Origin of the sequence: Porphyrobacter sp. GA68 (assembly GCF_022605525.1) — a bacterium.
Taxonomy (GTDB): Bacteria; Pseudomonadota; Alphaproteobacteria; order Sphingomonadales; family Sphingomonadaceae; genus Qipengyuania_B.
In genome coordinates, this window is the sequence record NZ_JAKQYJ010000002.1 from 382794 (window position 1) to 404836 (window position 22043).

The following is a 22043-nucleotide window of genomic DNA, read 5'->3' on the forward strand; positions in this document are numbered from 1 at the left end:
GGAAATCCAGTTATCGGCGCTCAGCCGTGACCCTCGTCTACTCTGCCGCGAACCTCGCCGAGTGGGCTCAGGCTAGCTTTACGAAGCTGTCTATGACCCGCTTGGTTCCGCTCGTCTCGAAATCGATTTCCAGCTTGTTGCCCTCCTGATCAATCACTTCGCCGTAACCGAACTTGTCGTGGAACACGCGCGCTCCGATGGCGATGTCGCCGCGAGGCTTGGCAGCGAAGCTGGCGGCACTGCGGCGACTTTCCGGCACGGCAAGCTGGCGGGCGTCGTAACCAGTGGCAATGGCCCGCTGCCATCCCGGCCCGCGGCCCGCGCTCCGGTCTGGACGTGACTGCGCCACGTGAGCGAATGGGTCTTCCTGTTCTGACCAATTGGCCCGCCACAGTGATGCACCGCCGGTCATGGTGCTTTCCTGCTCGACATGCTCACCGGGCAAATCATCGATGAACCGGCTGGGGATGGAACTGGTCCAGCTGCCATAAATGCGCCGGTTCGCTGCGTTGAGGATGGTGCAACGCTTCCGGGCACGCGTGATTGCGACATAGGCGAGGCGGCGCTCCTCCTCGAGACTGGCAACCCCGCCTTCATCCAGCGCCCGCTGTGAAGGGAACACGCTGTCTTCCCATCCGGGCAGGAACACGTGATCGAATTCCAGCCCCTTGGCAGCGTGCATGGTCATGATGGTGATCTTCTCCCCATCGTCCCGCGCATCGTTGTCCATCACCAGGCTGACATGCTCCAGGAAGCTTCCGAGCGTGTCGTAGTCTTCCAAGGCGCGGGCGAGTTCCGTAAGGTTCTCCAGCCGGCCGGCACTCTCTGCATTCCGCTCCTTTTGGAGCATGTCTTCGTAGCCGCTTTCGCTGATGACGTTGCGCAGCAGGTCGGCCGGAGACAGGATCGCAGCATCCTCCCGCCATTTTACGAACTGGGTCAGCAGGCCGCCCAGTGTATTGGCGGCGCGGGTCGGTAACTCGTCGCTGTCGGCAAGCTGCAGGGCCGCGGCGGCCAGAGGCATTCCGCTGCGGCGCGCGTGACGGCGCATGGCTTCCAGCGTCTTGGCGCCCAGGCCTCGCTTGGGCTGGTTATAGATGCGTTCGAACGCCAGATCGTCGGCTGGCTGGGCAATGACGCGCAGGTAGGCGAGGGCATCGCGTATCTCCGCCCGTTCGTAGAACCGGAAGCCGCCGATGATCCGGTAGTTCAGGCCGATCTGGATGAAGCGATCTTCGAACTCGCGGGTCTGATATTGCGCGCGTACCAAGATGGCAATCTGATCCAGCGAAGCGCCGCCGCGTTCCAGCCGTTCGATCTCCTCGCCGACCCGGCGCGCTTCCTCGGGCGCGTCCCACACACTGATGACGCGTAGCTTTTCCCCGGCCGGCAATTCCGTCCACAGGGTCTTGCCGAGCCGTTCGCTGTTCGCGCCAATCAGGCCGGACGCGGCCGCGAGGATCTGCGGGGTGGAGCGGTAATTCTGTTCGAGGCGGATGACCGTGGCGCCGGGAAAGTCCTTCTCGAACCGCAGGATGTTGGCAACTTCCGCCCCGCGCCACGAATAGATGGACTGATCGTCGTCGCCGACCACGCAGATGTTCTGCCGCGCCTGTGCCAGCAGTCGCAGCCAGGCATACTGCACCTGGTTGGTGTCCTGATATTCGTCAACCATGATGTATTTGAAGCGGCGGTGGTACTGTTCAAGGACGTCAGGGTTGCCGCGCAGGATGTTGACCATGTGAAGGATAAGGTCGCCGAAGTCGCAGACATTCAGCGCTTTCAGCCGTTCCTGATACAGGGAATAGAACTGCTGACCCCGGCCGTTCGCAAAGGCTTCGTTCTCCACGGCATCGAGATCGTCGGGGTTCATGCCCCGGTTTTTCCACCTGTCGATCAGTCCGGCGAGCTGCCGGGCAGGCCAGCGCTTCTCATCCAGATCGTTGTCGATGATAAGCTGCTTGAGCAAGCGCAGTTGATCATCCGTATCAAGGATGGTGAAGTTGCTTTGCAGTCCGACCAGTTCTGCATGCCGCCGCAGCATCTTTGCGCAGATGGAGTGGAACGTGCCGAGCCATGGCATGCCTTCCACTGATTGGCCCATGTGTTCGCTCACCCTCTCGCGCATCTCCCGCGCGGCCTTGTTGGTGAAGGTCACGCAGAGGATTTCGCCCGGCCATGCCAAGCGTGCGGCGATCAGGTGCGCAAGCCGCGCGGTCAGGGCCGCCGTCTTGCCGGTCCCTGCGCCTGCCAGCATCAGCACCGGTCCTTGTGTGGTAAGCACCGCTTCGCGCTGCGACGGGTTCAGACGACGCATGTAAAGCGGCTCGACATGGGCCGGAACGCGGTCGGAGGTTGAGGACTGAGGCATGGTTGCCGCGAACATCTAGAGAACGGGTCATGGAGGCGCAAGGGCATCTCGCCGCAGTCTCGGAACCGAAGCGGCGGCAGGCCGTAAGGACCGCGAGACATTGCTTTCAAGGAGAAGTCCAATGAAGAGTCTGATGATTGCGGGGGTTGCCACGCTTGCTCTTGCCACTCTCCCGGCTGCGGGTAGTGCCCAGATGCAAGGCGGGACAAGCCAGCCCGGCAGCGCGATGACCGCCGAACAGCAGCGAGCGTACGATGCTCTCAGCGCGGAGGACCGTGCCACATACGACCGGATGCCTGCGGAACAGCAGCGCTATTTCATGACCCTGAATGCACAACAGCGTCAGGCCTGGTTTCTGCTTGACGATGATCAGCGGATGCGGATGTACAATATGGATGCCACGCAGCGCGCCGCCGCCTGGACGAGCATCATGGAACAGGTAAACGCCGCCAATGCCGGTGCCGCCGGAACCATGCAGCAAGGCACGGCCGGTAACGCCGGCACAACCATGGGCAACACCATGGCGAATCCGGCGTCTACCACTACCGCAACTGGGAGGACCACCGGCAGCACTATGACTGGCAGCACTGCTTCTGGTACGACCATGAACAACTCTGCCACCGGTGCCGCCACATCCGGAAACATCCGGTTCCAGAGCGCAACGGTAGTGCAGCCGATCGCTGACAATCGTCCGTCGACCACCGGCGAAGTGCCGGTCTGCGACCGCACCCGCACCGACAGCTGCATCAATCCGTGGGAAGCGGGTCGACGCGGTGCGAATGTCAACCGGCCGTTGGATACCTTCCCGGAGAACCGCGCGACCGCGCCGCGCCGCTAAGCACTAACATATGCAAAGGAGAATAGCGGGCCATGCAAGGCCCGCTATTCTTTTTCAGGCAGCAGAAACGTAAGCCGCGCCTTCCCAACAATGCGTTGGCCGTCGGTCCTGAAGCCGGGAATCTGGACGGTATCGTCAGCAGCTGTTTCCAGCACTGCCAGAGTGGCCGGGCCGATCCAGCGAAGGCGGAGGAGGCGGTGCAACGCAACCTGACCCGCTCCCGAACCGTAAGGCGGGTCCAGAAGGAGCAAATCCAGACCCTCGCGTGCTGGCCCCAGATCCAGAACGGATCCAGCGCGCACGGTGGCCCGTTCGCCAGCGTTCAGCGCCGCAAGGTTCTGACGCAGCACTGCAAGAGCCCCGCGATCCTGCTCGACGAACAGGCAGTGCGCGGCACCGCGCGACAACGCTTCCAGCCCCAGGGCACCCGAACCTGCGAACAGGTCCGCCACGCGCAGCTGCTCGAAGGTGCCCAGCCGGCTCACCAGCATGTTGAAAAGCGTTTCGCGAACGCGGTCGGCTGTCGGCCTTGTTATGTCGCCCCGCGGTGCCGCCAGTCGCCGTCCGCGCCACTCGCCGGCGATAACCCGCATCAGCGCGCCTTGGCGGGCAGGCTGCGCTGAAAGTCGAACAGTTCGCCCCGCGCCACCTCGCGCACCTGCCCACGCGCCAGATCGCCAAGTACAAACGGCCCGTACGCGGTGCGGATCAGGCGGCTCACTTCCAGGCCGAAATGTTCCAGCACACGCCGCACCTCCCGGTTCTTGCCTTCGGTAAGAGTCAGCTCGACCCATTGGTTGCGACCTGTCCGGCGCTCCAGATTGGCGTTGATCGGGCCGTAATGGACCCCGTCAATCGTCACCCCCTCGATCAGATCCTCCAGCTGGGCCTGGCTGACATCGCCAAACGTGCGGGCGCGGTATGTGCGCGGCACGGCAGAAGACGGCAGTTCCATCGCCCGCTTCAGCGCGCCGTCATTCGTCAGCAACAGCAAACCTTCGGTGTTCAGGTCCAGGCGGCCGACCGGCATCACCCGCGGCGTTCCCGGCGGCAGGGCATTGCGCAGAGCGGTGTAGATCGTCGGCCGGCCGCTGAAATCCCGCTCCGCCGTGAGCAGCCCCGCCGGCTTGTGGAACCGGAAAAGCCTTGCCTTGTCAGGCGCGGCAACGGGCTTTCCGTCGACATTCACACCGCCAAGTGTTTCGAGAAAGGTAGCGGGTGTCGTCACCTTTGCCCCGTTCAGCGTCACCCGCCCTTCCGCGATCATCCGTTCGACCTCGCGCCGGCTGGCGACGCCGGCCCGGGCGAGCAACTTGGCGATGCGATCCCCTTGCGGGCGTGGTTCAGCGGACATGGGCCGTGCGGTAAGGGGTCAGCCGCCCAGGCGCAAGGCGTGCTCCACCGCCTCATGATAACGGGCTATGCCTGTTTCGAGGGTGCCGAGCGTCAGTTGCGACACCGCGCCGCTTTGCAGTCCCTGCTGCCCCAGTTCCGCTGCCCGGAAATCCTCGGCAGCGAACACTCCTTCGTCCAGCAGGCGCCAACTCCGCTCCCAATGCTCTCTTGCCTTGTCCGTCTGCGGCTCTTCCGGGATGAGCATGAAATCCTCGACCAGGGTGAGGTCGTGCGCCTGGGGGAAGAGTACCATGATGTTGAAGTAGTCCGGGGACGGGATGATGAGCGCACCGGGCAGCAACTGGTAGGCGAACGTCACCGCCCGGCGCAGCGCGGTCATGTCGCAAAGGTCGATGCTCTCCATCTCCTCGGCGCGGCCCACCGCCGAACGCTGGTGCGGCCCGATCAGGTCGCCAGCCGTCACGCCGTCCTTGAAGAAGCGGCCAATGGTCTGGGCGTGCAAGCGGGTAACATGGTAGCTTTCCAGAAAGGCGTCCATCACCAGCTTCCAGTTTGCCTTGACCTGATGCATTCGCCGCCGGAACAGCACATGGGTGTCCAGTCCCATGGCGAAAAGATCGGCGGCGAGAGCGTCGCAATCGCTGAAGTCGGCGGGCGCTTCCGGCGCGAACCAGATTACTCCGCCCGCCTCCATGCTGGGCAGTTCGGTCAGCCCCATGGCCTGCTTGTCCAGTTCGGGAAAGGTGTCGGGCCGGGGAAGGGCGAGCAGATCGCCGCTGAGCGCATAGGTCCACGCATGATAGGGGCACACCAGCCGCGCGGCGCATTGCGGCTCCGATCCCTCGACCAGCCTTGTTCCGCGATGACGGCAGACGTTCAGAAACACCCGCGCGATGCCGTTCTTGTCGCGTGTCACCAGCAACGGCCGGCCGGTGGCATCATGGGCCACCGCCATGCCTGCGGATGGCAGCAGCGCGGAGGGACACAGGATCTGCGGCATCCGGTCAAAGATTGCCGCCCTCTCCGCCGCGTACCGCGCCGGGCAGGTATAGGCACTGGCGGGCACATGCCTGATCGACCGCTCCTCCGGCGGCAGAGGCTGCGCAATCCGGCGGGCGAGGGCGAGTTGCCCGGCTGTTGGCTGGCGGCGGGCCGCGATATCGATGGCGTTCATCTGGCCGTTCCTATTTCCTGCTCCCGGCGCTAGTGTCGCAGATCGCACGGGAAGTTCAAAGGGGATGGGTCGGGGATGAGTGAAGTTGTGGTGGCTGACGCCGTGCCAAGGCGTACCTTGTGGGACTCCATACGTCCCTATCTGGAGAAGGAGTCCCTCGGAGCCTTCTTCCTCGGCGTTTCGTCGGGATTTCCGTTTGCACTGCTGGCTGCGACGTTGACCACCAGGCTGGCGCAACAGGGCATCGACAAGTCCACCGTGACCGCCTTCACGCTGGCCTTCCTGGTCTATAACCTCAAGTTCCTGTGGGCCTGGATCGTCGATGGTGTCCGCATTCCGGTTCTCGGCCGGCTGGGTCAGCGGGTCTCCTGGATGCTTGTTGTGGGCGTGCTGGTGATTGCCGCGGTCTTCAACCTCGCGCTGGTTCAGCCGCAGCAGGACATTGTCTGGACTGCGACTGCTGCGGTGATGCTGGGCTTTGCGGGTGCGACTTTCGACATCATCATAGACGCCTACCGAATCGAGACACTGAAACCCTATCAACTCGGCACCGGTTCGGGGATGAGCCAGTATGGCTGGCGGATCGGGGCTGCTGGCGCGGGCGCACTGGCGCTCGTGGTCGCAGCGCGGGCAGGTTGGGAAGTGGCATACATGGCGTGCGCCGTGTTCGCGCTGCCCGCGATGCTCACGGCCCTCATCCTGGGGGAACCGGCCCGGCGCAAGGTCGTCGCGACCAAGCAGAGCCTGGGCGACACCTGGCGGTCGATTACCGGCCCTTTTGCCGAGTTCTTTCAGCGCCACGGCGCCTGGCTCGTCCTGTTATTCATCCTGGTCCACAAGATCGGCGACACGCTGGCGAACCTCACCTTCCGGCTGCTGTTCGACGATCTGGGCTACACCAATGACGAAATCGCCATTTACGATATCGGAGTCGGGTTCTGGGCGCTGATTATCGGCGTGTTTATCGGCGGAATCCTGTATGCCAAACTTGGCCTCAAACGTTCCGTTCTGATCGCACTGGTTCTGATGGCCGTTTCCAACCTCAGCTTTGCGCTGCTGGCTGCGGCGGGCAAGTCGAACATCGGCATGGCAGCCGCGATCGGTTTTGAAAACTTCGCCAGCGGTTACGGCGGAGTGGTGGTGGTCGCGTATTTTTCCGCGTTGTGCGATCTGCGCTTCACTGCCGCGCAATATGCTCTGATCAGCGCCGGGGCGAGCATCGTGGGCCGCGTTCTGACCGGAACAACGGCAGGGAGTCTCATCGAGAGTTTCGGCTATGTAAACTTCTATCTGCTGACCACGCTGTTGGCATTGCCCGGCATTGTCCTGTTCTGGTGGATGATGCGCACGGGTCTCGTCGATGCCGCGATGGGTACGGCCGGCGAAGTCGGGCCGGGCGACGCGCGCGACGATCCGCCGGTCTAGCCCGGCACCTCGTCGTTGAGGCGCAGCACCTCGCCCGCCAGGTAGAGCGAACCGGCGATCAGCACCGGCAACCCGTCAGCGGGCAGCATGGCGAGGGCTGAAGCAACATCCCTCGTCGGACGTGCGTTCGGACCGAAGGCATGCGCAGGATGAGACGGATGACCGGGCACCGGCACGGCAACAATGCTGGCCAACGCATCGCCGAGCGGACCCGTCAACGCGGCGGGATCCTTGCCCTCGATCATGCCGATGACGAGGTGCAGGGGGCGATTGCCAAAGTGTGCCGCCAGAGCTTTTCCGGCGGACAGATTGTGCCCGCCGTCCAGCCACACCTGGCGATCACCGGCCAGCGGTCCAGGGCGTAGCCGCTGCAGCCGCGCAGGCCAGGTGGCTGTCAGCAATCCGGTGTCCAGCGCGTCAACTGAGATTTCGACCGCATCCTGATGACGCAGCATTGCCATCGCCAGACCGGCATTGTCGATTTGATGCGGGCCAGGAAGGCGCGGGAACGGAAGGTGCAGCACATCAACGCCGCCGCCATGAGTGCCGTCGCGGTAGGCGCAAAAATCTGGCAGGCCGATCATGTCCCAATCGTGACCTTGGGGCAGCCATCGTGCACCCACCCGGGCTGCGACTGCGCTGATGGTGTCCATCTCCGCCTCGCCGTAAGAAAGCGTCACCAGCGGCACACCGGGTTTGGCGATGCCGGCTTTCTCGAACGCGATCCGGGCCATGGGATCGGTCGGCGTGCCCGCTTCGGGTGTCAGCAGAAACCGTTCGTGATCCAGACCCAATGCGGCGATACCGCAAACGGCCGGTCTGCCGATGACGTTTGTGGCATCCAGCCGACCGCCAAGACCCACCTCCACCACGCAGGCATCCGCCGGTTCGCGGGTGAACGCCAGGAACGCGGCCGCTATCGTCACTTCAAAAAAGCTGGGCGTCAGTCCCGCCGCTGCATCCAAAACCTCCTCCAGCAGCGACGCAAGATGATCGTCGCCGATCAGCTCGCCCGCCAGGCGGATCCGTTCGTTGTAGCGGACGAGATGCGGACTAATCGTGGCGTGAACCCGCTTGCCGTCCGCCTCCAGCATCGCGCGCAGGAACGCGCAGGTGGACCCTTTTCCGTTGGTCCCGGCGACGTGGAAAACGGGCGGCAACCGATCCTGCGGATCGCCCAGCCGGGCAAGCAGCCTTGTTACAGTTTCCAGCCCCAGCCGGCCTTGCGGAAGGCTGAGCCGCGAGAGGCGGTTCAGCTGCCGCTGCACCAACGGATTGTCGGAGCGGCCGAGGTCGCGCACCTGTCAGGCGGCGGCGCGGGGCTGCAGGTAGTCGAGCACGCTTGCCAGCGTGGTGCGCAGGTCGTGCCGCCGCACCACCATGTCCACCATGCCATGCTCCAGCAGATACTCGGCCCGCTGAAACCCGTCGGGCAGCTGTTCGCGAATTGTTTCCTGGATCACGCGCTGGCCCGCGAAGCCGATCAACGCGCCCGGCTCTGCGATGTGGAGGTCGCCCAGCATCGCGTAACTCGCCGTGACGCCGCCGGTGGTGGGGTCGGTCAGCACCACGACGTAAGGCAGGCCCGCCTCGCGCAGCCGCCGTGTCATCACCGTGGCGCGCGGCATCTGCATCAGGGACAATATGCCTTCCTGCATCCGGGCGCCGCCAGCAGCGGTAACGACGACAAACGCGCTGCGATCGGCCAGCGCCCGTTCCGCGCCCGCGCAGAACGCCGCGCCCACCGCCAGTCCCATGGAGCCGCCCATGAAACCGAAATCCTGCACGCCGACCACGGCCCGGCGACCCTCGATCGATCCGGCGGCCACGACGAATGCATCGGCATGGACGCTCTTGGCGCGCGCCTGCTTCAGGCGCTCGGTATAGCGCTTCTGGTCGCGAAACCTCAGCGGATCTTCGGGAACCCTGGGAAGCGGGACCAGGTCGTAACCTTCGTCCAGCAACTGCTTCAGCCGGTCATCCGCGCCGATGCGGCCGTGGTGATCGCAGCGGGGGCAGACGCGCAGGTTGTCCTCGTACTCGCGGGTGAAGATCATCTCCTGACACGCCGGGCATTTGACCCAGAGATTATCGGGCGTCTCCCGCTTGGCGAGGAAGGGGAGGGTGTTGCGAACGCGGTTGAGCCAGCTCATGCCGGCACCCTCTGCGCCGAGTGCACGGCTTGGGCAAGACCTTGCGTGAGGCGTCGCAGGTGTTCGGGCGCGCTGTCGCCATGCTGTCCGACCAGTTCGACAAGTGCCGAGCCGACGACCACACCATCGGCAACTTGCGCAATCCCGGCGGCCTGTTGCGCGGTGCGGACCCCGAACCCGACGGCTACAGGCAGGTTGGTTGTATCCTTCAGCCGCTTTACCGCGTCGGCGATCGACTGCTTCGTCGCCTGCTGGCTGCCGGTGATGCCTGCGACCGAGACATAGTAGAGGAACCCTTGCGACCCCGCGAGCACCTGCGGCAGGCGCGCCCTGTCGGTGGTTGGCGTCGCGAGACGTATGGGCGCGATTCCGTGGGCGCGGAGGGCGGGGCCGAGCGCGTCGTCCTCCTCCGGCGGGATGTCGACGCAGATCACACCATCAACGCCCGCCTTGGCGCACTCGGCCGCGAACCACTCCGCGCCGCGCCGAACCATCGGGTTGGCATAACCCATCAGCACCAGCGGCACCTGTGGATGGCGGGCGCGGAAGGCGGCGGCGATGCGCAACACTTCGGCCGTGGTCGTTCCCGCGCCAAGGGAGCGGATGTTCGCCTCCTGAATAGCCTTACCGTCCGCCATGGGATCGGTGAACGGCATCCCCAGCTCGATCACGTCCGCGCCGCCTTCGACAAGCGCGTCGAGATTGGCCGCGGTGTCGCCGTCGCCGGCGGTGATGAAGGTGACAAGGGCGGGGTGCGGCTTGGCGAAGGCGGAGGAGAGGCGGGTCATTCCTGTTTCCGATATGCTGAGAAATAGAAGCTGAGAGTTAGTGACACGGCAGCTGCACTCATCAGCGCGGAATGTAAGCTTCTCTCGTCCTTCGGGAAAAGCAGTTGCAAGACCCACCACATAGCTAGGTACACTACAAAGTAGAGCGGCATACGCTTCATCGCTGCAAACGGGCGAAGCCGAGTGTTGCCATTGGCGAGCCTGACGACGCTGGTGGCAATCACCATGAACGCACCAAGCATTGCAATGCTGCCTGCAATCAGGAAGGCCGCTGATGCTTCAGACGTGGTATAGCGGAGGATAACAGCCGGAACCCATCCGATGAAGAATAGAAGGGCTCCAATGTTCCTCAATCGCTTCACATCTCCACCCCCAAAGCCTCGGCCACCGTGAAGATGTCCTTGTCTCCGCGGCCGCACAGGTTGGCAAGGATCACGCTATCCTTCGGCATCGCCTTAGCCCGCTGAGCCACGGCGTAGATGGCGTGGCTCGGCTCCAGCGCGGGAATGATCCCCTCCGTGCGGCAAAGCAGTTGAAACGCCTCCAGCGCCTCCTGGTCGGTGACGGCGGTGTATTCGACCCGGCCGGTGTCCTTCAGCCAAGCGTGTTCCGGGCCGATGCCGGGATAGTCCAGCCCGGCGCTGATCGAGTGGCCTTCGGTGATCTGCCCGTCAGCGTCCTGGAGCAGATAGGTCCTGTTGCCGTGGAGGATGCCGGGCGAACCGCCCAGCAGCGAGGCTGCGTGCTCCTCCCCATGCAGGCCGCGGCCCGCCGCCTCGACGCCGAGCATCTTGATGTCCGGATCATCGAGGAACGGATGGAACAGGCCGAGCGCGTTTGATCCGCCGCCGATCGCTGCGACCAGCAGGTCGGGCAGGCGGCCGATACGGTCCAGCATCTGCGCCCGCGCCTCCCGCCCGATCACGGATTGAAAGTCGCGGACCATCTCGGGATAGGGGTGCGGGCCGGCGGCGGTGCCGATGATGTAAAAAGTGTCGTGGACGTTCGCGACCCAGTCGCGCAGCCCTTCGTTCATCGCGTCCTTCAGCGTGCCGCGCCCGCTGGTCACGGGCACGACCTCGGCCCCCAGCAGCTTCATGCGGAACACGTTGGGCTGCTGCCGTGCGACGTCGGTCGCGCCCATGTAGATGACGCAGGGCAGGCCAAACCGCGCGCAGACGGTGGCGGTAGCGACGCCGTGCTGCCCGGCACCAGTTTCCGCGATGATGCGCGTCTTGCCCATGCGGATGGCGAGCAGGATCTGCCCGATGCAATTGTTGATCTTGTGCGCGCCGGTGTGGTTCAGCTCGTCCCGCTTGAACCACACCTGCGCCCCGCCAAGGCTCTGTGTCAGCCGCTCTGCGAAGTAGAGCGGCGAGGGACGGCCGACATAATGTTCCAGAAGGCCATCGAACTCAGCGGTGAACGCCGGATCCGCCTGCGCCGCGCGGTATTCCCGTTCCAGTTCCAGGATCAGCGGCATCAGGGTTTCGGCAACGAAACGGCCGCCATAGTCGCCAAAGTGACCCCGTTCGTCTGGCTGGTTGCGGAAAGAGTTGGTCAACTGGTTCATGCTAAACCGATCCTGCTGGGAAAGCCGACGGCAACCGACTGTTTACGGTTCGACAAGGTCACGCAGATCGGGTCAAGTGCTTTGTGCGCGCGCAGCTGCGCAGAAGGCACGGATCAGGGCCGCATCCTTGACGCCCGGTGCGCTTTCCACGCCGCTCGACGTGTCCACAAGTTCTGCACCGGTCTCGCGGATGGCTTCAGCGACATTGCCGGGCGTCAAGCCGCCCGCCAGTCCCCACGCCATCGCATGTTCGTGGTTCGCCAGCAGGTTCCAGTCGAATGCCTCTCCATTCCCGCCGGGCAGCGCCTTGGCCGGAGCGTCGAAGATCAGCCGGTCGGCTTGACCCACCCACTTGCGCGCCCGCTCCAGCGTGCCCGCATCGCGCAGGCCCACGGCCTTCCAGACCTCCATGCCGAGTTGCTGCCGGATGGCCCCCACCCATTCCGGCGTCTCCCGGCCATGGAATTGCAGCACGTCGGGCCGCACCGCCTCAATCGCCTGCGCCAAGGCCATCGGCTGCATCTCGACTGTGAGCAGCACGACCTTGCGATCGGCCGGCACCCGCGCCCGCAACGCCCGTGCCTGTTCGACCGTGACATGACGAGGCGAAGGGGCGAAGTGGACGAAGCCGAGGTGAGTCGCGCCGGCATCGACCGCAGCGTCAAGCGTGTCCGCTGTGGAAAGGCCGCATATTTTGATTTGCATGAGCGTGGAGAGCCGCCGAACCACTTAGCGTTCGAAACTGCGTATCAGCTCATCGAACAACCGCACGCCGTAACCGGGCGCACCTTCCGGGGTGGTCGGTGTGGCGGTTGTTGAGTCCATTCCCGCCATGTCGATATGCGCCCAAGGAGTGGGTTCAGGGGTAAGGAAGCTGAGGAAATAGGCGGCGCGGCCGGCGCCCGGGCCCGGTGCTCGCGTGCCGTTGGCGATATCCGCGATCGGAGACGCCATGTCCCGAGCGTAGCTGGGATGCACCGGCAGCCGCCAGACCGGTTCGCCCGATGTCGCCGCAGCCTGAGCGATCCGCTGCGCAAGCGCGTCGTCGCGCGCGAATAGCCCGGCATAATCGTCACCCAGCGCGGTGGTGATCGCCCCCGTCAATGTCGCCAGGTTGACCAGAGCGGCCGGACGGTAGCGGTCGATGACATACTGATTGGCGTCGCTCATCACCATGCGCCCTTCGGCATCGGTACTGATCACCTCGATTGTCTGTCCGTTCATGGTGCGCACGACGTCGCCCGGACGGGTTGCGTTGTCACCCGGCATGTTCTCCGCCAGCGCGGCAACGCCGACGACGTTGGCCCGTGCGCCGCGCTTGGCGGCCGAGAGTACGGCACCCATGACAGCTGCGGCACCGGCCATGTCGCCGCGCATCGCTTCCATTCCTGCACCCGGCTTCAGCGAAATGCCCCCGGTATCGAAAGTAATCCCCTTGCCAACCAAGGCCAGCGGTGCCGTATCACCCCCGCCGCGGTACTCGACGATCATTAAACGGGCGGGCCGCCGGGAACCCTGCGACACGGACAGCAGCGCGCCCATGTTCAGTTCGCGCATCTGCCGCTCGTCCAAAACGGTGATGCGGGTGTTGGGCACGCCTACAAACGCGGCGCGGGCCTGCGCCACGAAGCTTTCGGGATGCTTGAGATTGGAAGGCAGGGTGATGAGGTCGCGCGTCAGCCGCATTCCGTCGATCTGACCCTGATGCAGGCGGCGGAATGTCTCGGCCGTCCCGGCCGGCGCAACAATCGTTACCGGCTGCGCCTGAGCCAGTCCCCGCTCCGACGTCTTGAGCTGGTCAAATCGCCAGTCGCCAAGTCCGAAGCCGCGTGCGACGTGCGCGGCAGGATCAGCTACCGAAGAGGGAAGGTCGGTCGCTACCAGCGCCACCGGAGCCGCCACATCGCGCGCCGCCTGAGCGACCCGCCCGCCGAGGTCGGCGAGAGCCACCGCGTCAAGCTGTTCGCCGCCTACCCCGACCAGCATCAGGCGGTCGTACCCACCCACGCCGTACAGGTCGAGCCGGTCACCGGTGGCAGCCTGAAAGCTGGCAGCGGACACTGCCCGGCTAACGGCTTCGCGCGCGCTTGCCGGAACGCGGGAAAGGTCGGCCGCTTCGGTCATCGGCACGGCCAGCACACCGGCGGCAGGGGCCTGAGTGGCGAAGGCGATCTGACGTTCCGGTGTGTTCGCCACCTCTGCCGGGACGACCCCACTGCCCGCCGCGGCCCGTTCGGATTGGGCCATCGCAGGCGCGGCGAGTAGCGACAGGGCGGCAGCAGAGCAAAGCAGACGGCGCATAAAAAATCCTCGAAATGTCAAGGCATGCTCAAAGCCGCGAGGCATCGGGGAAGTCAAGGGCAACCGCGCTTGCCGATCAAGCCAGCGACTTCGTCAGCACGCACATGAATAGCGGCGGGTCTAGCGGAACGGGGAAATCCCGCCGCTCTCCGGTCCGCTGCCAGCCGCGCCGCTCGTAATAGGCGATCAGTTCACGGCGCTGCTCGATCACCGTCATTTCGATGACGTTGCAGGCAAGCACGTCGCGGGCGTAGCGTTCGGCTTCCTGCATGAGTTTGCGGCCAAGCTGCTCGCCCTGGCGGGCTGGCTCGACGCACAGCAGGCCGAGATAGGCCAGCCCTTGCCCCAGATCCGCGATCCTGACGCAACCAAGCGGTGCGGTGCCGTCGTCCAGCATCAGCAGCGCCTGATGCGGATCGGTGACAATGGCTTCAAGTTCGCCGGGTTCTGTGCGTCGATCAGACAGCAGGTCTGCCTCATGCGTCCAGCCGCGCCGAGCATCCTCGCCGCGATAGGCGCGCTCCACCAGCGAATAGAGTGCGGGCAGGTCGGCAGCTTCGGCTGGCCGGATGGTGACGGTCATGGGCGGCTACAGCGTCGCCTCGATCGCGCGGGCCGCCGCGACAGGGTCATCGGCGCGGCTGATCGGGCGGCCGATGACGAGCAGGCTGGCGCCATCGTCGCGCGCCTGGCGGGGTGTGACCACGCGCTTCTGGTCGGCCGCTCCGGCCGCGGCTGGGCGCAGTCCGGGCACCACCAGATAGCCACCCTTCCATTGCCTGTGCACGGCTGCGACCTCGTGTCCCGAACACACGACGCCGTCCAGCCCGGCCGCCTCGGCCAGCTCGGCCAGGCGCAGCACCTGGTCGTGCGCGCTGCCGGCGATGCCGGTGCGCTGAAGATCGCGTTCGTCCAGGCTGGTGAGCAGGGTCACGGCAACCACCTTCGTCCGCTCTCCGGCGGCGGCCTTGGCGTCTTCCATCATGGCGCGGCCTCCGCTGGCGTGCACGGTAACGATCGCCGGTTCGAGCACCCGTATCGCCTGCATCGCGCTCGCCACAGTGTTGGGAATGTCATGCAGCTTCAGATCGAGAAACACCGGCAGTCCCATCTGCGCCACTTCGTGAACGCCGTGATGGCCGTGAGCGCAGAAGAACTCCAGCCCCAGCTTCACCATTCCGATATGCGCCTTGACCTGACGGACCAGCGCCTTGGCCGGCTCCAGTTGTGGCAGGTCAACGGCGAGGCAGAGCGGACTGGTCAAGGATGCAACTCCGGCTCGACCGAAGTTGATGCTGTCATGCCGGCTGGCGCGGGAGCGGACGTGATTGGCGGCTGCAAACTTTCCAGGTGACGGACCCGCCGCTGCCAGCGCCATATCGCTCCGCGATGGACAAGCCACATGGGCACAAAGCCCAGGAGGAAGGAAATCGCCACTACTGCGGGTAAGCGCGTATCGACCACCATGTTGGACCAGATGCGCACAGATATGCCGGGCTGCCAGTTGGCCCAGCTGAACAGGAACAGACCGATGAAGATCAGCACCCATATCGCGGTGCGCAGGACAAGCATCGCTGCTCTCAACTCCCCTAGCAAGCCCCACCCGGAGCGGCGTTGTCAGCCAGCCTAGGCGCAGCGCCTGCTGTCGTCCAGCGCGCTAATCCTTGCCGAAAACCCGGGCGAAGATAGTGTCCACGTGCCGGAAGTGATAATCCAGGTTGAACTGCTCCTCCAGTTCGGCAGGGGGCAGCGCGTTCGTTACCGCTTCATCGTTCTTGAGGAGATCGAGCAGCGACAGGCGCCCGTCGGATTCCCACACCTTCATCGCGTTGCGCTGAACGATGGCGTAGGCGTCTTCGCGGCTCAACCCCGCCTGCGTCAACGCCAGCAGGACGCGCTGGGAATGGACCAGCCCGCCCATGCGGTCGAGGTTCGCCTGCATGCGTTCGGGATAGACCAACAACTTGTCGACTACTTGCGTCAGCCGGGCCAGCGCGAAGTCCAGCGTAATGGTCGCATCCGGGCCGATGAACCGTTCGACCGAGGAGTGGGAGATATCCCGTTCATGCCACAGCGCCACGTTTTCGAGCGCGGGCAGGGCATAGGCCCGGATCATCCGCGCCTGTCCCGTCAGGTTCTCGGTCAGCACCGGGTTGCGCTTGTGCGGCATCGCGGATGACCCCTTCTGGCCGGGAGAAAAATATTCCTCCGCCTCGAGAACTTCCGTGCGCTGAAGATGCCGAATCTCTACCGCCAGCCGTTCGATCGAGCCGGCAATCACCGCCAGCGTGGCGAAGAACATCGCGTGCCGGTCGCGCGGGATCACCTGTGTGCTGACCGGTTCGACCGCGAGGCCCAGCTTCTCGGCCACATAGGCTTCCACTTCCGGCGCAACATTGGCGAAGGTGCCAACCGCGCCGGAAATGGCGCAGGTCGCGATTTCTGCCCGTGCGTGCTCAAGCCGTGTTCTGCAGCGGTCGAATTCGGCATAGGCTTGGGCCAGCTTGAGGCCGAAGGTGGTCGGCTCCGCATGGATGCCATGGCTACGGCCGATCGTGGGCGTGTGGCGGTGTTCGCGGGCCCGCCGCTCCAGCGCCGCCAGCAGTGCATCAAGGTCAGCCAGCAGGATATCCGACGCCTGCGCCAGTTGAACCGCAAGCGTCGTGTCGAGCACGTCGCTCGACGTCATGCCCTGGTGCATGAAGCGGGCTTCGTCCCCGACCTGCTCGGCCACCCAGGTGAGGAAGGCGATGACGTCGTGCTTTGTCACCGCTTCAATGGCGTCGATAGCGGCAACGTCGATGGCAGGTTCGGTCGCCCACCAGTCCCACAGCGCCTTGGCCGCGGTATGAGGCACGACGCCAAGCTCCGCCAGCCTGGTGGTGGCATGCGCTTCGATCTCGAACCAGATTCGGTAACGCGCTTCAGGCTCCCATAGGCGGCTCATGGCGGGGCGGGCGTAACGGGGGACCATCTGTGAACTCCGGATGCGATGCGCATCCGCCGCTAGGCAGTCGTCCTCGCGAAGGCAAGGCAGGGTGGTGCAGGCGCTAGATCAGAACAGGCCTTTTGCCCGTAGCGAGGTGTGGCCTGCGGCGCCGATGATGATGTGATCATGCACGGCAATGCCCATCAGCCGACCGGCTTCGGCGATACGGCGGGTTATCGTGATGTCAGCCTGGCTTGGCTCCGGTTCGCCGCTGGGATGGTTATGCACCAGGATCAGCGCGGCCGCGCCCACGTCAAACGCCTTGCGGATGATCTCGCGCGGGTGAATGGCTGCCTCGTCGATCGTGCCGTCGCTGACCAGATGGTCTAGGATCAGCCGGTTTCTGGCGTTGAGGAACAGCGCCCGGACCCTTTCGTGCTTGAGGGCCGACATGTCCGTTCTGAGATAGTCGATGAGAGCCGTCGAGGAGGCAAGGATGGGCCCCTTCGCCGCTTCCGTTTTGGCCATGCGGTGCGCCGCGGCGGCCACCGCCGTCAGGGCCGCCGCGGTCGCCTTGCTGACGCCCTTTACCTGCTGCAATGCCGCCGGATCGGCATGAAGAACATCCTTGAGCGAGCCGAAGCGAAGCAGCAGCGCCTTTGCCTGCGGCTTGGTGTCGCCCCGCGCGCTGGCGGCGAACAACAGATACTCCAGCAGTTCGTAGTCTGCGAGCGCGGCCGGGCCACCGTTCAGGAGCCGTTCGCGAAGCCGTTCGCGGTGTCCGTGACCCGCGTGCACTGTTGGCCGCTGTGGCCGGGGCGGGTCGGCGTGGCTCTCATCCGTAGCGCGGGACATGGCCGGGGGCATTGCCGCGTTGCCGGCGTGGGCGCAAGATCATGCCGGAAGGATCCCCGGGTCAGCGCGCAACGGCGAACTGCGTTGTGAATACGGCAGGTTGACACCTCTCTGGCCCGCTTCTAAGGCGACGGCGCCCTGTGCGGGCGGTGTGTTGCCTGTGTCGGAAGTGTCCTTTAGGGCATCGGTATGAGCGACGATCCTCCTGCACGCAGACCCCTTGGTGAGGACGCGCGGATCGACGCGCTTGAGGAACGGCTCCGTGCCGCTCAAGAGCGCGAGGATCAGCGTATCCGGCCCAAAGCCGCGTCCGCCGATGCAAACTATCGCAGCGGCAGCCGAGTGCTGGCCGACCTGCTGGGGGGAATACTGGGTGGACTGGTGATCGGCGGAGCTGTGGATTACTTCGCCGGAACCGGGCCGTGGGGCCTGCTGGTGGGACTGTTCCTTGGGATAGTGGTCGCCTTCAGGAATGTTTTGAGAGCGGCGAACCAGCGTCCGGATTGATCCTGCCCGGCGGCAGGCCGGGTGGGGTAGCCATGAACGTGATGCAACAGTCGTAGGGCAAGAGAACGCGCGTGGCACCTGAACCGGCCAAGGTCGACCCGATGTACCAGTTCACGATCGAGCCGCTGTTCGGTTCGGCGGGCTGGCAGCTGGCGGGTTACAACATCGCTTTCACCAACAGCGCGCTGTGGATGCTGATCACGGCCGTGCTGCTGTGGATGTTCATGATCGGCGGCATGAAGCGCGAACTGGTTCCGGGCCGCTGGCAGATGGCCGTGGAAAGCTTCACCGGCTTCATCGACGGAATGCTGGAAGCCAACATCGGCAAGGCGGGCCGCAAGTATCTGCCGTATATATTCTCCCTGTTCATGTTCATCCTGTTCGCCAACCTTTTGGGATTGATGCCCTTCGGGGTCGTCGGGATACACCCGTTCACCTTCACCAGCCACTTTACGGTGACCGGCGTACTGGCGCTGATGAGCTTTTCAATCGTGCTGATCGTCGGTTTCGCCAAGCACGGGTTGAAGTTCTTCACCCTGTTCGTGCCGCATGGAACGCCGTGGCCGATGATCCCGGTCATTTTCCCGATCGAGCTGGTCAGCTTTCTTGTCCGGCCCTTCAGCCTGGCGTTGCGGCTGTTCGTCGCGATGATGGCGGGGCACCTGTTGCTGAAGGTTCTCTCCAGCTTCGTCATCGATGGTGGGAATGCAGGATTGGTGTGGGGTGGCGTGGTCGCCCTGCCTGCCTTCGTCCTGATGGTCGGGATCAGCGCTCTCGAGATCCTCGTCGCCGGCATTCAGGCTTACGTTTTCGCTCTGCTCAGTTCGCTGTACATCGCCGACGCGGAAAATCTTCACTGACTTCAATCAAAGTCTTTTTCTAACACGTTATTATCTAAGGAGTTTGCAACATGGACGTAGAAGCAGCACGGATGCTGGGCGCCGGTCTGGCCGCCATTGGTGCCGGTCTGGCCGCGCTGGGCGTGGGCAATGTGTTCGCCAAGTATCTCGAAGGCGCGCTGCGTAATCCGGGTGCCGCCGATGGTCAGCAGGGCCGTCTGTTCATCGGCTTCGCCGCGGCGGAGCTTCTGGGTCTGCTGGCGTTCGTCGTCGCCATGATCCTGGTCTTCGTGGCCTGATCCGACCGTCGGAAAAGGGGGCGGGCGCCTGCGGGCATGCCCGCAACCTCCCGATCCTTTCGCCAGGATAGCCGCCCATGCCTCAGATCGCTCAGCTAGCCGAGACATTCTCCAGTCAGTTCTTCTGGCTGGTGATCTTCTTCGGCCTCGTTTATCTCGTCGTCGGTCGCACCATGCTGCCGCAGGTGATGAGCACGGTCGACCGGCGCGATAGTCAGATTTCTTCGGACCTGCTTGCGGCGAAAACCGCCCGGGACGAAGCGGAAGCGCAGGAAGCGGAATGGCGGCAGCGGGAAAATGCCAATCGTGAACAGGCGCGGAGCCTGATTGGACAGGCAAAGGCAGCGGCCGCGGCCGCGAACGAGGCGAAGCTGGCCGAAGCGCAGCTTGCCATCGACTCGCGTCTGGCCGCAGCCGAACAGGACATCGCTGCGGCGCGCGGATCGGCCCTCGCCGAAATCGAATTCGTGGCAGCCGAGGCGGCACAAGATATCGTTGCGCGGCTAACCGGAACGACCGTGCCGGAGGAAAGCGCGCGGGAAGCAGTGAAGCAGGTGATGAGTCATGGCTAACGCCCCGCAGGTTTTCACCACGGAACCCGCCCAAGGCTTTATCGAAGCCGGGCATGGCGGGGCGCCCAAACATGTCGAACCCTCGCTTTTGGGGCTTGAGCCGTATCAGATCGTCTCGGTTGCCATGCTGGTCCTCCTGGCGATCGTCTTCTTCGTGGCCAAGGCGCACAAGACGATCGCCGGCGGGCTGGACTCACGGATCGCCGCCATTCGGACCCAGCTTGACGAAGCAAAGCGGCTTCGCGCTGAAGCGGAATCGCTACGCGAGGAATATGCCGAGAAGATCCGCTTCGCTGAACGGGATGCTGAAGCGATGATCCGCACCGCTGAGCATGAGGCGGCAGCCATTCTGGAGACGGCGCGCGTCGAGGGAGAGGCGCTGGTTGCCCGTCGGCAGCGCATGGCCGAAGACAAGATCGCCGGAGCAGAGCGCGAAGCCCTTGCCGAAGTGCGTGTCCGCGCGGCGCAGGCTGCGGCCGAAGCGTCACGGACGATCATCGCGCAGCAGCATGATCGGGAAGCCGACCGTCGCATGACGGATGAGGTAATCGCTTCTATCTAACCCGCGGTTCAGCGCGCCGTGCCGGCGTGAACCTTCCGCAAATGGTTGGAACCATCCCGAACCCGGTTGCTTCGTTTCCATACCAGATGGAGACGACGAATGAAGCTGAGCGCGGTCGCAATCAATTGTTCACTCAAGAAATCGAACGGTGAGGAAAGCTCCACCGATGCGCTGATAGCCGTGCTGGACAAGGCATTGTCCAAACACGGCGTGCACCTCGCGCAAACACTGCGGATCGCGGATTACAACGTCTTGCCTGGAGTCACCTCGGATGAGGGCGACGGTGACGAGTGGCCCGCGCTGCGGGAAACGATCCTGTCACACGACATCCTTGTCTTCGGCGGACCCATCTGGCTGGGTCAGATCGGTTCCATCGGCAAGCGGGTGCTGGAACGGATGGACGCCTTCCTGTCGGAAACCGATGAGAAGGGGCGGATGCCGAGTTTCGGCAAGGTTGCCGTGGCCGCGATCGTGGGTAACGAGGACGGCGCGCATGCTTCGTCCGCCCAGCTTTTTCAGGGTCTGAATGACGTGGGCTGGACCATACCGGCGGTGGCGGCGTGCTACTGGGTGGGAGAGGCAATGGGTTCAAAGGACTTCAAGGACTTGTCCGACACTCCCGCCAAGGTCGCCGAGACCGCGGCGGCAGTGGCCAGCAACGCGGCGCATCTTGCCCGGCTGCTCAAGCAGGCGCCCTATCCCGGCCCCGAGGGCTAGAAGCTGTCCTTCGCGACGCGCAAACTGGCGAATGTTTCAGCCGGGTGCGCACCGCCCCAGCGTTCCCTGATCTCCGGCCGTTCTGCGCGCAGGAACGGATTGGTGGCCATTTCCCGAGCCAGGGACGTCGGCACGGTGGGCTGATCCCGTTCCCGCAAGCTCTCGATCTCGGCCGCGTAGGCGGCGAGATCGGCGTTGTCAGGGTCGGCGTGGAGCGCAAAGCGCGCATTGGCCGCGGCATATTCATGCGCGCAGTAGAGCAGCGTCGCCGGCGGCAGGGCCATGATCCGTTGCAAGCTGTTCCAGTACTGCTCGGCCTCGCCTTCGAACATCCGGCCGCAGCCTAGCGGAAACAGGCTGTCGCCGACAAAGGCGATCGCCGCGTCGGGAAGGTAGTAGGCGACATGCCCGCTGGTGTGGCCGCCAACATCGATCACAACCGCTTCATGCCGGCCGATCTGAACCGTGTCGCCATCGGCGACCACGCGGCTCACACTGCTCATCCGTTCGACCTCCGCCGGTGCCACGATCCGGCAGCCGGTTTCGTCCTTGATGGCTGAATTGCCGCCGGCATGGTCAGGATGCCAATGGGTGTTCCAGATCTGCGTGATGAGCCACCCCTTGCGCTTGGCCTCCTGCAGGATCACCGCCGCCTCTGGCGTATCGACGGCGACCGTCTCTCCGCTGACATCGTCGTGCAGCAGAAAGCCGTAGTTGTCGCTGAGGCAGGGGAAGAGATGGATGTGGAGCATGCGGGCAATCTACGCCGCTCCCTGCAAAAGGA

The 22043-nt window shown here is 64.4% G+C and carries 25 protein-coding genes; 8 read left to right on the plus strand and 17 right to left on the minus strand.

The features are described 5' to 3' along the window. Nucleotides 1-67 precede the first annotated feature (67 nt). Entirely contained in the window at nt 68-2371 is a 2304-nt protein-coding gene (locus LHJ54_RS09615; RefSeq protein WP_228243671.1) for an ATP-dependent helicase, read from the minus strand. A gap of 121 nt (nt 2372-2492) precedes the next feature. On the opposite strand from LHJ54_RS09615, the gene LHJ54_RS09620 reads away from it, so the two are divergent. Continuing rightward, entirely contained in the window at nt 2493-3209 is a 717-nt protein-coding gene (locus LHJ54_RS09620) for a hypothetical protein (RefSeq protein WP_228243672.1), read from the plus strand. 44 nt (nt 3210-3253) lie between these two features. Here LHJ54_RS09620 and rsmD read toward each other — a convergent pair whose 3' ends face one another. The 3 genes from rsmD to LHJ54_RS09635 are packed head-to-tail and all read right to left on the minus strand — an operon-like array spanning nt 3254 to nt 5739. Next, the gene (gene rsmD, locus LHJ54_RS09625; protein ID WP_228243673.1) at nt 3254-3802 is read right to left on the minus strand and encodes a 16S rRNA (guanine(966)-N(2))-methyltransferase RsmD; all 549 of its coding nucleotides are present in this window, start codon (nt 3800-3802) and stop codon (nt 3254-3256) included. After that, nucleotides 3802-4563, minus strand: a complete 762-nt coding sequence (locus tag LHJ54_RS09630) for a pseudouridine synthase (RefSeq protein ID WP_228243674.1) — start codon at nt 4561-4563, stop codon at nt 3802-3804. Before LHJ54_RS09630 ends, rsmD begins: the two co-directional genes overlap by 1 nt. A gap of 18 nt (nt 4564-4581) precedes the next feature. Further along, a complete protein-coding gene (locus tag LHJ54_RS09635; protein ID WP_228243675.1) occupies nt 4582-5739 on the minus strand; it encodes an aromatic ring-hydroxylating dioxygenase subunit alpha in 1158 nt (385 codons plus the stop codon). Between the two features lie 75 nt (nt 5740-5814). Between LHJ54_RS09635 and LHJ54_RS09640 the strand changes: the two genes are divergently transcribed. Then, entirely contained in the window at nt 5815-7164 is a 1350-nt protein-coding gene (locus LHJ54_RS09640; RefSeq protein ID WP_228243676.1) for an MFS transporter, read from the plus strand. On the opposite strand, the gene LHJ54_RS09645 is transcribed toward LHJ54_RS09640, so the two are convergent. The 12 genes from LHJ54_RS09645 to radC form a co-directional block, all read right to left on the minus strand. Continuing rightward, the gene (locus LHJ54_RS09645) at nt 7161-8465 is read right to left on the minus strand and encodes a folylpolyglutamate synthase/dihydrofolate synthase family protein (protein ID WP_228243677.1); all 1305 of its coding nucleotides are present in this window, start codon (nt 8463-8465) and stop codon (nt 7161-7163) included. The genes LHJ54_RS09640 and LHJ54_RS09645 overlap by 4 nt on opposite strands. A 3-nt stretch (nt 8466-8468) precedes the next feature. After that, nucleotides 8469-9317, minus strand: a complete 849-nt coding sequence (gene accD / locus LHJ54_RS09650; protein ID WP_228243679.1) for an acetyl-CoA carboxylase, carboxyltransferase subunit beta — start codon at nt 9315-9317, stop codon at nt 8469-8471. Further along, nucleotides 9314-10105, minus strand: a complete 792-nt coding sequence (gene trpA, locus LHJ54_RS09655; RefSeq protein WP_228243680.1) for a tryptophan synthase subunit alpha — start codon at nt 10103-10105, stop codon at nt 9314-9316. The genes accD and trpA overlap by 4 nt, the downstream gene beginning before the upstream one ends. After that, nucleotides 10102-10467, minus strand: coding sequence for a hypothetical protein (locus LHJ54_RS09660; protein ID WP_228243681.1), 366 nt, complete (start codon nt 10465-10467; stop codon nt 10102-10104). The genes trpA and LHJ54_RS09660 overlap by 4 nt, the downstream gene beginning before the upstream one ends. Then, a complete protein-coding gene (trpB, locus tag LHJ54_RS09665) occupies nt 10464-11678 on the minus strand; it encodes a tryptophan synthase subunit beta (protein ID WP_228243682.1) in 1215 nt (404 codons plus the stop codon). Before trpB ends, LHJ54_RS09660 begins: the two co-directional genes overlap by 4 nt. A gap of 72 nt (nt 11679-11750) precedes the next feature. Beyond that, the gene (locus LHJ54_RS09670; RefSeq protein WP_228243683.1) at nt 11751-12383 is read right to left on the minus strand and encodes a phosphoribosylanthranilate isomerase; all 633 of its coding nucleotides are present in this window, start codon (nt 12381-12383) and stop codon (nt 11751-11753) included. A gap of 24 nt (nt 12384-12407) precedes the next feature. Then, nucleotides 12408-13979 carry a M17 family metallopeptidase gene (locus LHJ54_RS09675; protein ID WP_228243684.1) on the minus strand — a complete coding sequence of 524 codons (1572 nt, stop codon included), beginning with the start codon at nt 13977-13979 and terminating at the stop codon, nt 12408-12410. Nucleotides 13980-14055: 76 nt separating this feature from the next. After that, nucleotides 14056-14562 (minus strand): GNAT family N-acetyltransferase, encoded by a 507-nt coding sequence (locus LHJ54_RS09680; RefSeq protein WP_228243685.1) that lies wholly within the window; start codon nt 14560-14562, stop codon nt 14056-14058. Between the two features lie 6 nt (nt 14563-14568). Further along, nucleotides 14569-15243, minus strand: a complete 675-nt coding sequence (gene pyrF, locus LHJ54_RS09685) for an orotidine-5'-phosphate decarboxylase (RefSeq protein ID WP_228243686.1) — start codon at nt 15241-15243, stop codon at nt 14569-14571. Next, a complete protein-coding gene (locus LHJ54_RS09690) occupies nt 15240-15551 on the minus strand; it encodes a DUF1049 domain-containing protein (protein ID WP_228243687.1) in 312 nt (103 codons plus the stop codon). The genes pyrF and LHJ54_RS09690 overlap by 4 nt, the downstream gene beginning before the upstream one ends. Before the next feature lie 85 nt (nt 15552-15636). After that, nucleotides 15637-16953, minus strand: a complete 1317-nt coding sequence (gene purB / locus LHJ54_RS09695) for an adenylosuccinate lyase (protein WP_228243689.1) — start codon at nt 16951-16953, stop codon at nt 15637-15639. An 81-nt stretch (nt 16954-17034) separates the two neighbouring features. Continuing rightward, nucleotides 17035-17763 carry a DNA repair protein RadC gene (gene radC, locus LHJ54_RS09700; RefSeq protein ID WP_228243690.1) on the minus strand — a complete coding sequence of 243 codons (729 nt, stop codon included), beginning with the start codon at nt 17761-17763 and terminating at the stop codon, nt 17035-17037. Between the two features lie 189 nt (nt 17764-17952). On the opposite strand from radC, the gene LHJ54_RS09705 reads away from it, so the two are divergent. From LHJ54_RS09705 to LHJ54_RS09730, 6 genes are all read left to right on the plus strand, one after another. Beyond that, a complete protein-coding gene (locus LHJ54_RS09705) occupies nt 17953-18270 on the plus strand; it encodes an AtpZ/AtpI family protein (RefSeq protein WP_228243691.1) in 318 nt (105 codons plus the stop codon). Between the two features lie 101 nt (nt 18271-18371). Beyond that, a complete protein-coding gene (locus LHJ54_RS09710; protein ID WP_277754202.1) occupies nt 18372-19130 on the plus strand; it encodes a F0F1 ATP synthase subunit A in 759 nt (252 codons plus the stop codon). Between the two features lie 50 nt (nt 19131-19180). After that, nucleotides 19181-19408 carry a F0F1 ATP synthase subunit C gene (locus tag LHJ54_RS09715; RefSeq protein ID WP_130004382.1) on the plus strand — a complete coding sequence of 76 codons (228 nt, stop codon included), beginning with the start codon at nt 19181-19183 and terminating at the stop codon, nt 19406-19408. A 77-nt stretch (nt 19409-19485) separates the two neighbouring features. Further along, nucleotides 19486-19980, plus strand: coding sequence for an ATPase (locus LHJ54_RS09720; protein WP_228243694.1), 495 nt, complete (start codon nt 19486-19488; stop codon nt 19978-19980). Then, entirely contained in the window at nt 19973-20542 is a 570-nt protein-coding gene (locus LHJ54_RS09725; RefSeq protein WP_228243696.1) for a hypothetical protein, read from the plus strand. The genes LHJ54_RS09720 and LHJ54_RS09725 overlap by 8 nt, the downstream gene beginning before the upstream one ends. A 99-nt stretch (nt 20543-20641) precedes the next feature. Beyond that, nucleotides 20642-21259, plus strand: coding sequence for a flavodoxin family protein (locus LHJ54_RS09730; protein ID WP_228243697.1), 618 nt, complete (start codon nt 20642-20644; stop codon nt 21257-21259). On the opposite strand, the gene gloB is transcribed toward LHJ54_RS09730, so the two are convergent. Next, nucleotides 21256-22011, minus strand: a complete 756-nt coding sequence (gloB, locus tag LHJ54_RS09735) for a hydroxyacylglutathione hydrolase (RefSeq protein ID WP_228243698.1) — start codon at nt 22009-22011, stop codon at nt 21256-21258. The genes LHJ54_RS09730 and gloB overlap by 4 nt on opposite strands. Nucleotides 22012-22043: the final 32 nt, after the last annotated feature.

Bases quoted from the DNA above. Each gene is read 5' to 3' on its own strand.
- purB (WP_228243689.1), bottom strand. From the start codon at position 16,953: ATGGTCCCCCGTTACGCCCGCCCCGCCATGAGCCGCCTATGGGAGCCT.
- LHJ54_RS09705 (WP_228243691.1), top strand. From the start codon at position 17,953: ATGAGCGACGATCCTCCTGCACGCAGACCCCTTGGTGAGGACGCGCGG.
- LHJ54_RS09675 (WP_228243684.1), bottom strand. From the start codon at position 13,979: ATGCGCCGTCTGCTTTGCTCTGCTGCCGCCCTGTCGCTACTCGCCGCG.
- gloB (WP_228243698.1), bottom strand. From the start codon at position 22,011: ATGCTCCACATCCATCTCTTCCCCTGCCTCAGCGACAACTACGGCTTT.
- rsmD (WP_228243673.1), bottom strand. From the start codon at position 3,802: ATGCGGGTTATCGCCGGCGAGTGGCGCGGACGGCGACTGGCGGCACCG.
- LHJ54_RS09630 (WP_228243674.1), bottom strand. From the start codon at position 4,563: ATGTCCGCTGAACCACGCCCGCAAGGGGATCGCATCGCCAAGTTGCTC.
- LHJ54_RS09680 (WP_228243685.1), bottom strand. From the start codon at position 14,562: ATGACCGTCACCATCCGGCCAGCCGAAGCTGCCGACCTGCCCGCACTC.
- LHJ54_RS09715 (WP_130004382.1), top strand. From the start codon at position 19,181: ATGGACGTAGAAGCAGCACGGATGCTGGGCGCCGGTCTGGCCGCCATT.
- LHJ54_RS09725 (WP_228243696.1), top strand. From the start codon at position 19,973: ATGGCTAACGCCCCGCAGGTTTTCACCACGGAACCCGCCCAAGGCTTT.
- trpA (WP_228243680.1), bottom strand. From the start codon at position 10,105: ATGACCCGCCTCTCCTCCGCCTTCGCCAAGCCGCACCCCGCCCTTGTC.
- LHJ54_RS09615 (WP_228243671.1), bottom strand. From the start codon at position 2,371: ATGCCTCAGTCCTCAACCTCCGACCGCGTTCCGGCCCATGTCGAGCCG.
- LHJ54_RS09710 (WP_277754202.1), top strand. From the start codon at position 18,372: ATGTACCAGTTCACGATCGAGCCGCTGTTCGGTTCGGCGGGCTGGCAG.
- LHJ54_RS09635 (WP_228243675.1), bottom strand. From the start codon at position 5,739: ATGAACGCCATCGATATCGCGGCCCGCCGCCAGCCAACAGCCGGGCAA.
- LHJ54_RS09620 (WP_228243672.1), top strand. From the start codon at position 2,493: ATGAAGAGTCTGATGATTGCGGGGGTTGCCACGCTTGCTCTTGCCACT.
- LHJ54_RS09640 (WP_228243676.1), top strand. From the start codon at position 5,815: ATGAGTGAAGTTGTGGTGGCTGACGCCGTGCCAAGGCGTACCTTGTGG.
- accD (WP_228243679.1), bottom strand. From the start codon at position 9,317: ATGAGCTGGCTCAACCGCGTTCGCAACACCCTCCCCTTCCTCGCCAAG.
- LHJ54_RS09720 (WP_228243694.1), top strand. From the start codon at position 19,486: ATGCCTCAGATCGCTCAGCTAGCCGAGACATTCTCCAGTCAGTTCTTC.
- trpB (WP_228243682.1), bottom strand. From the start codon at position 11,678: ATGAACCAGTTGACCAACTCTTTCCGCAACCAGCCAGACGAACGGGGT.
- radC (WP_228243690.1), bottom strand. From the start codon at position 17,763: ATGTCCCGCGCTACGGATGAGAGCCACGCCGACCCGCCCCGGCCACAG.
- LHJ54_RS09730 (WP_228243697.1), top strand. From the start codon at position 20,642: ATGAAGCTGAGCGCGGTCGCAATCAATTGTTCACTCAAGAAATCGAAC.
- LHJ54_RS09690 (WP_228243687.1), bottom strand. From the start codon at position 15,551: ATGCTTGTCCTGCGCACCGCGATATGGGTGCTGATCTTCATCGGTCTG.
- LHJ54_RS09670 (WP_228243683.1), bottom strand. From the start codon at position 12,383: ATGCAAATCAAAATATGCGGCCTTTCCACAGCGGACACGCTTGACGCT.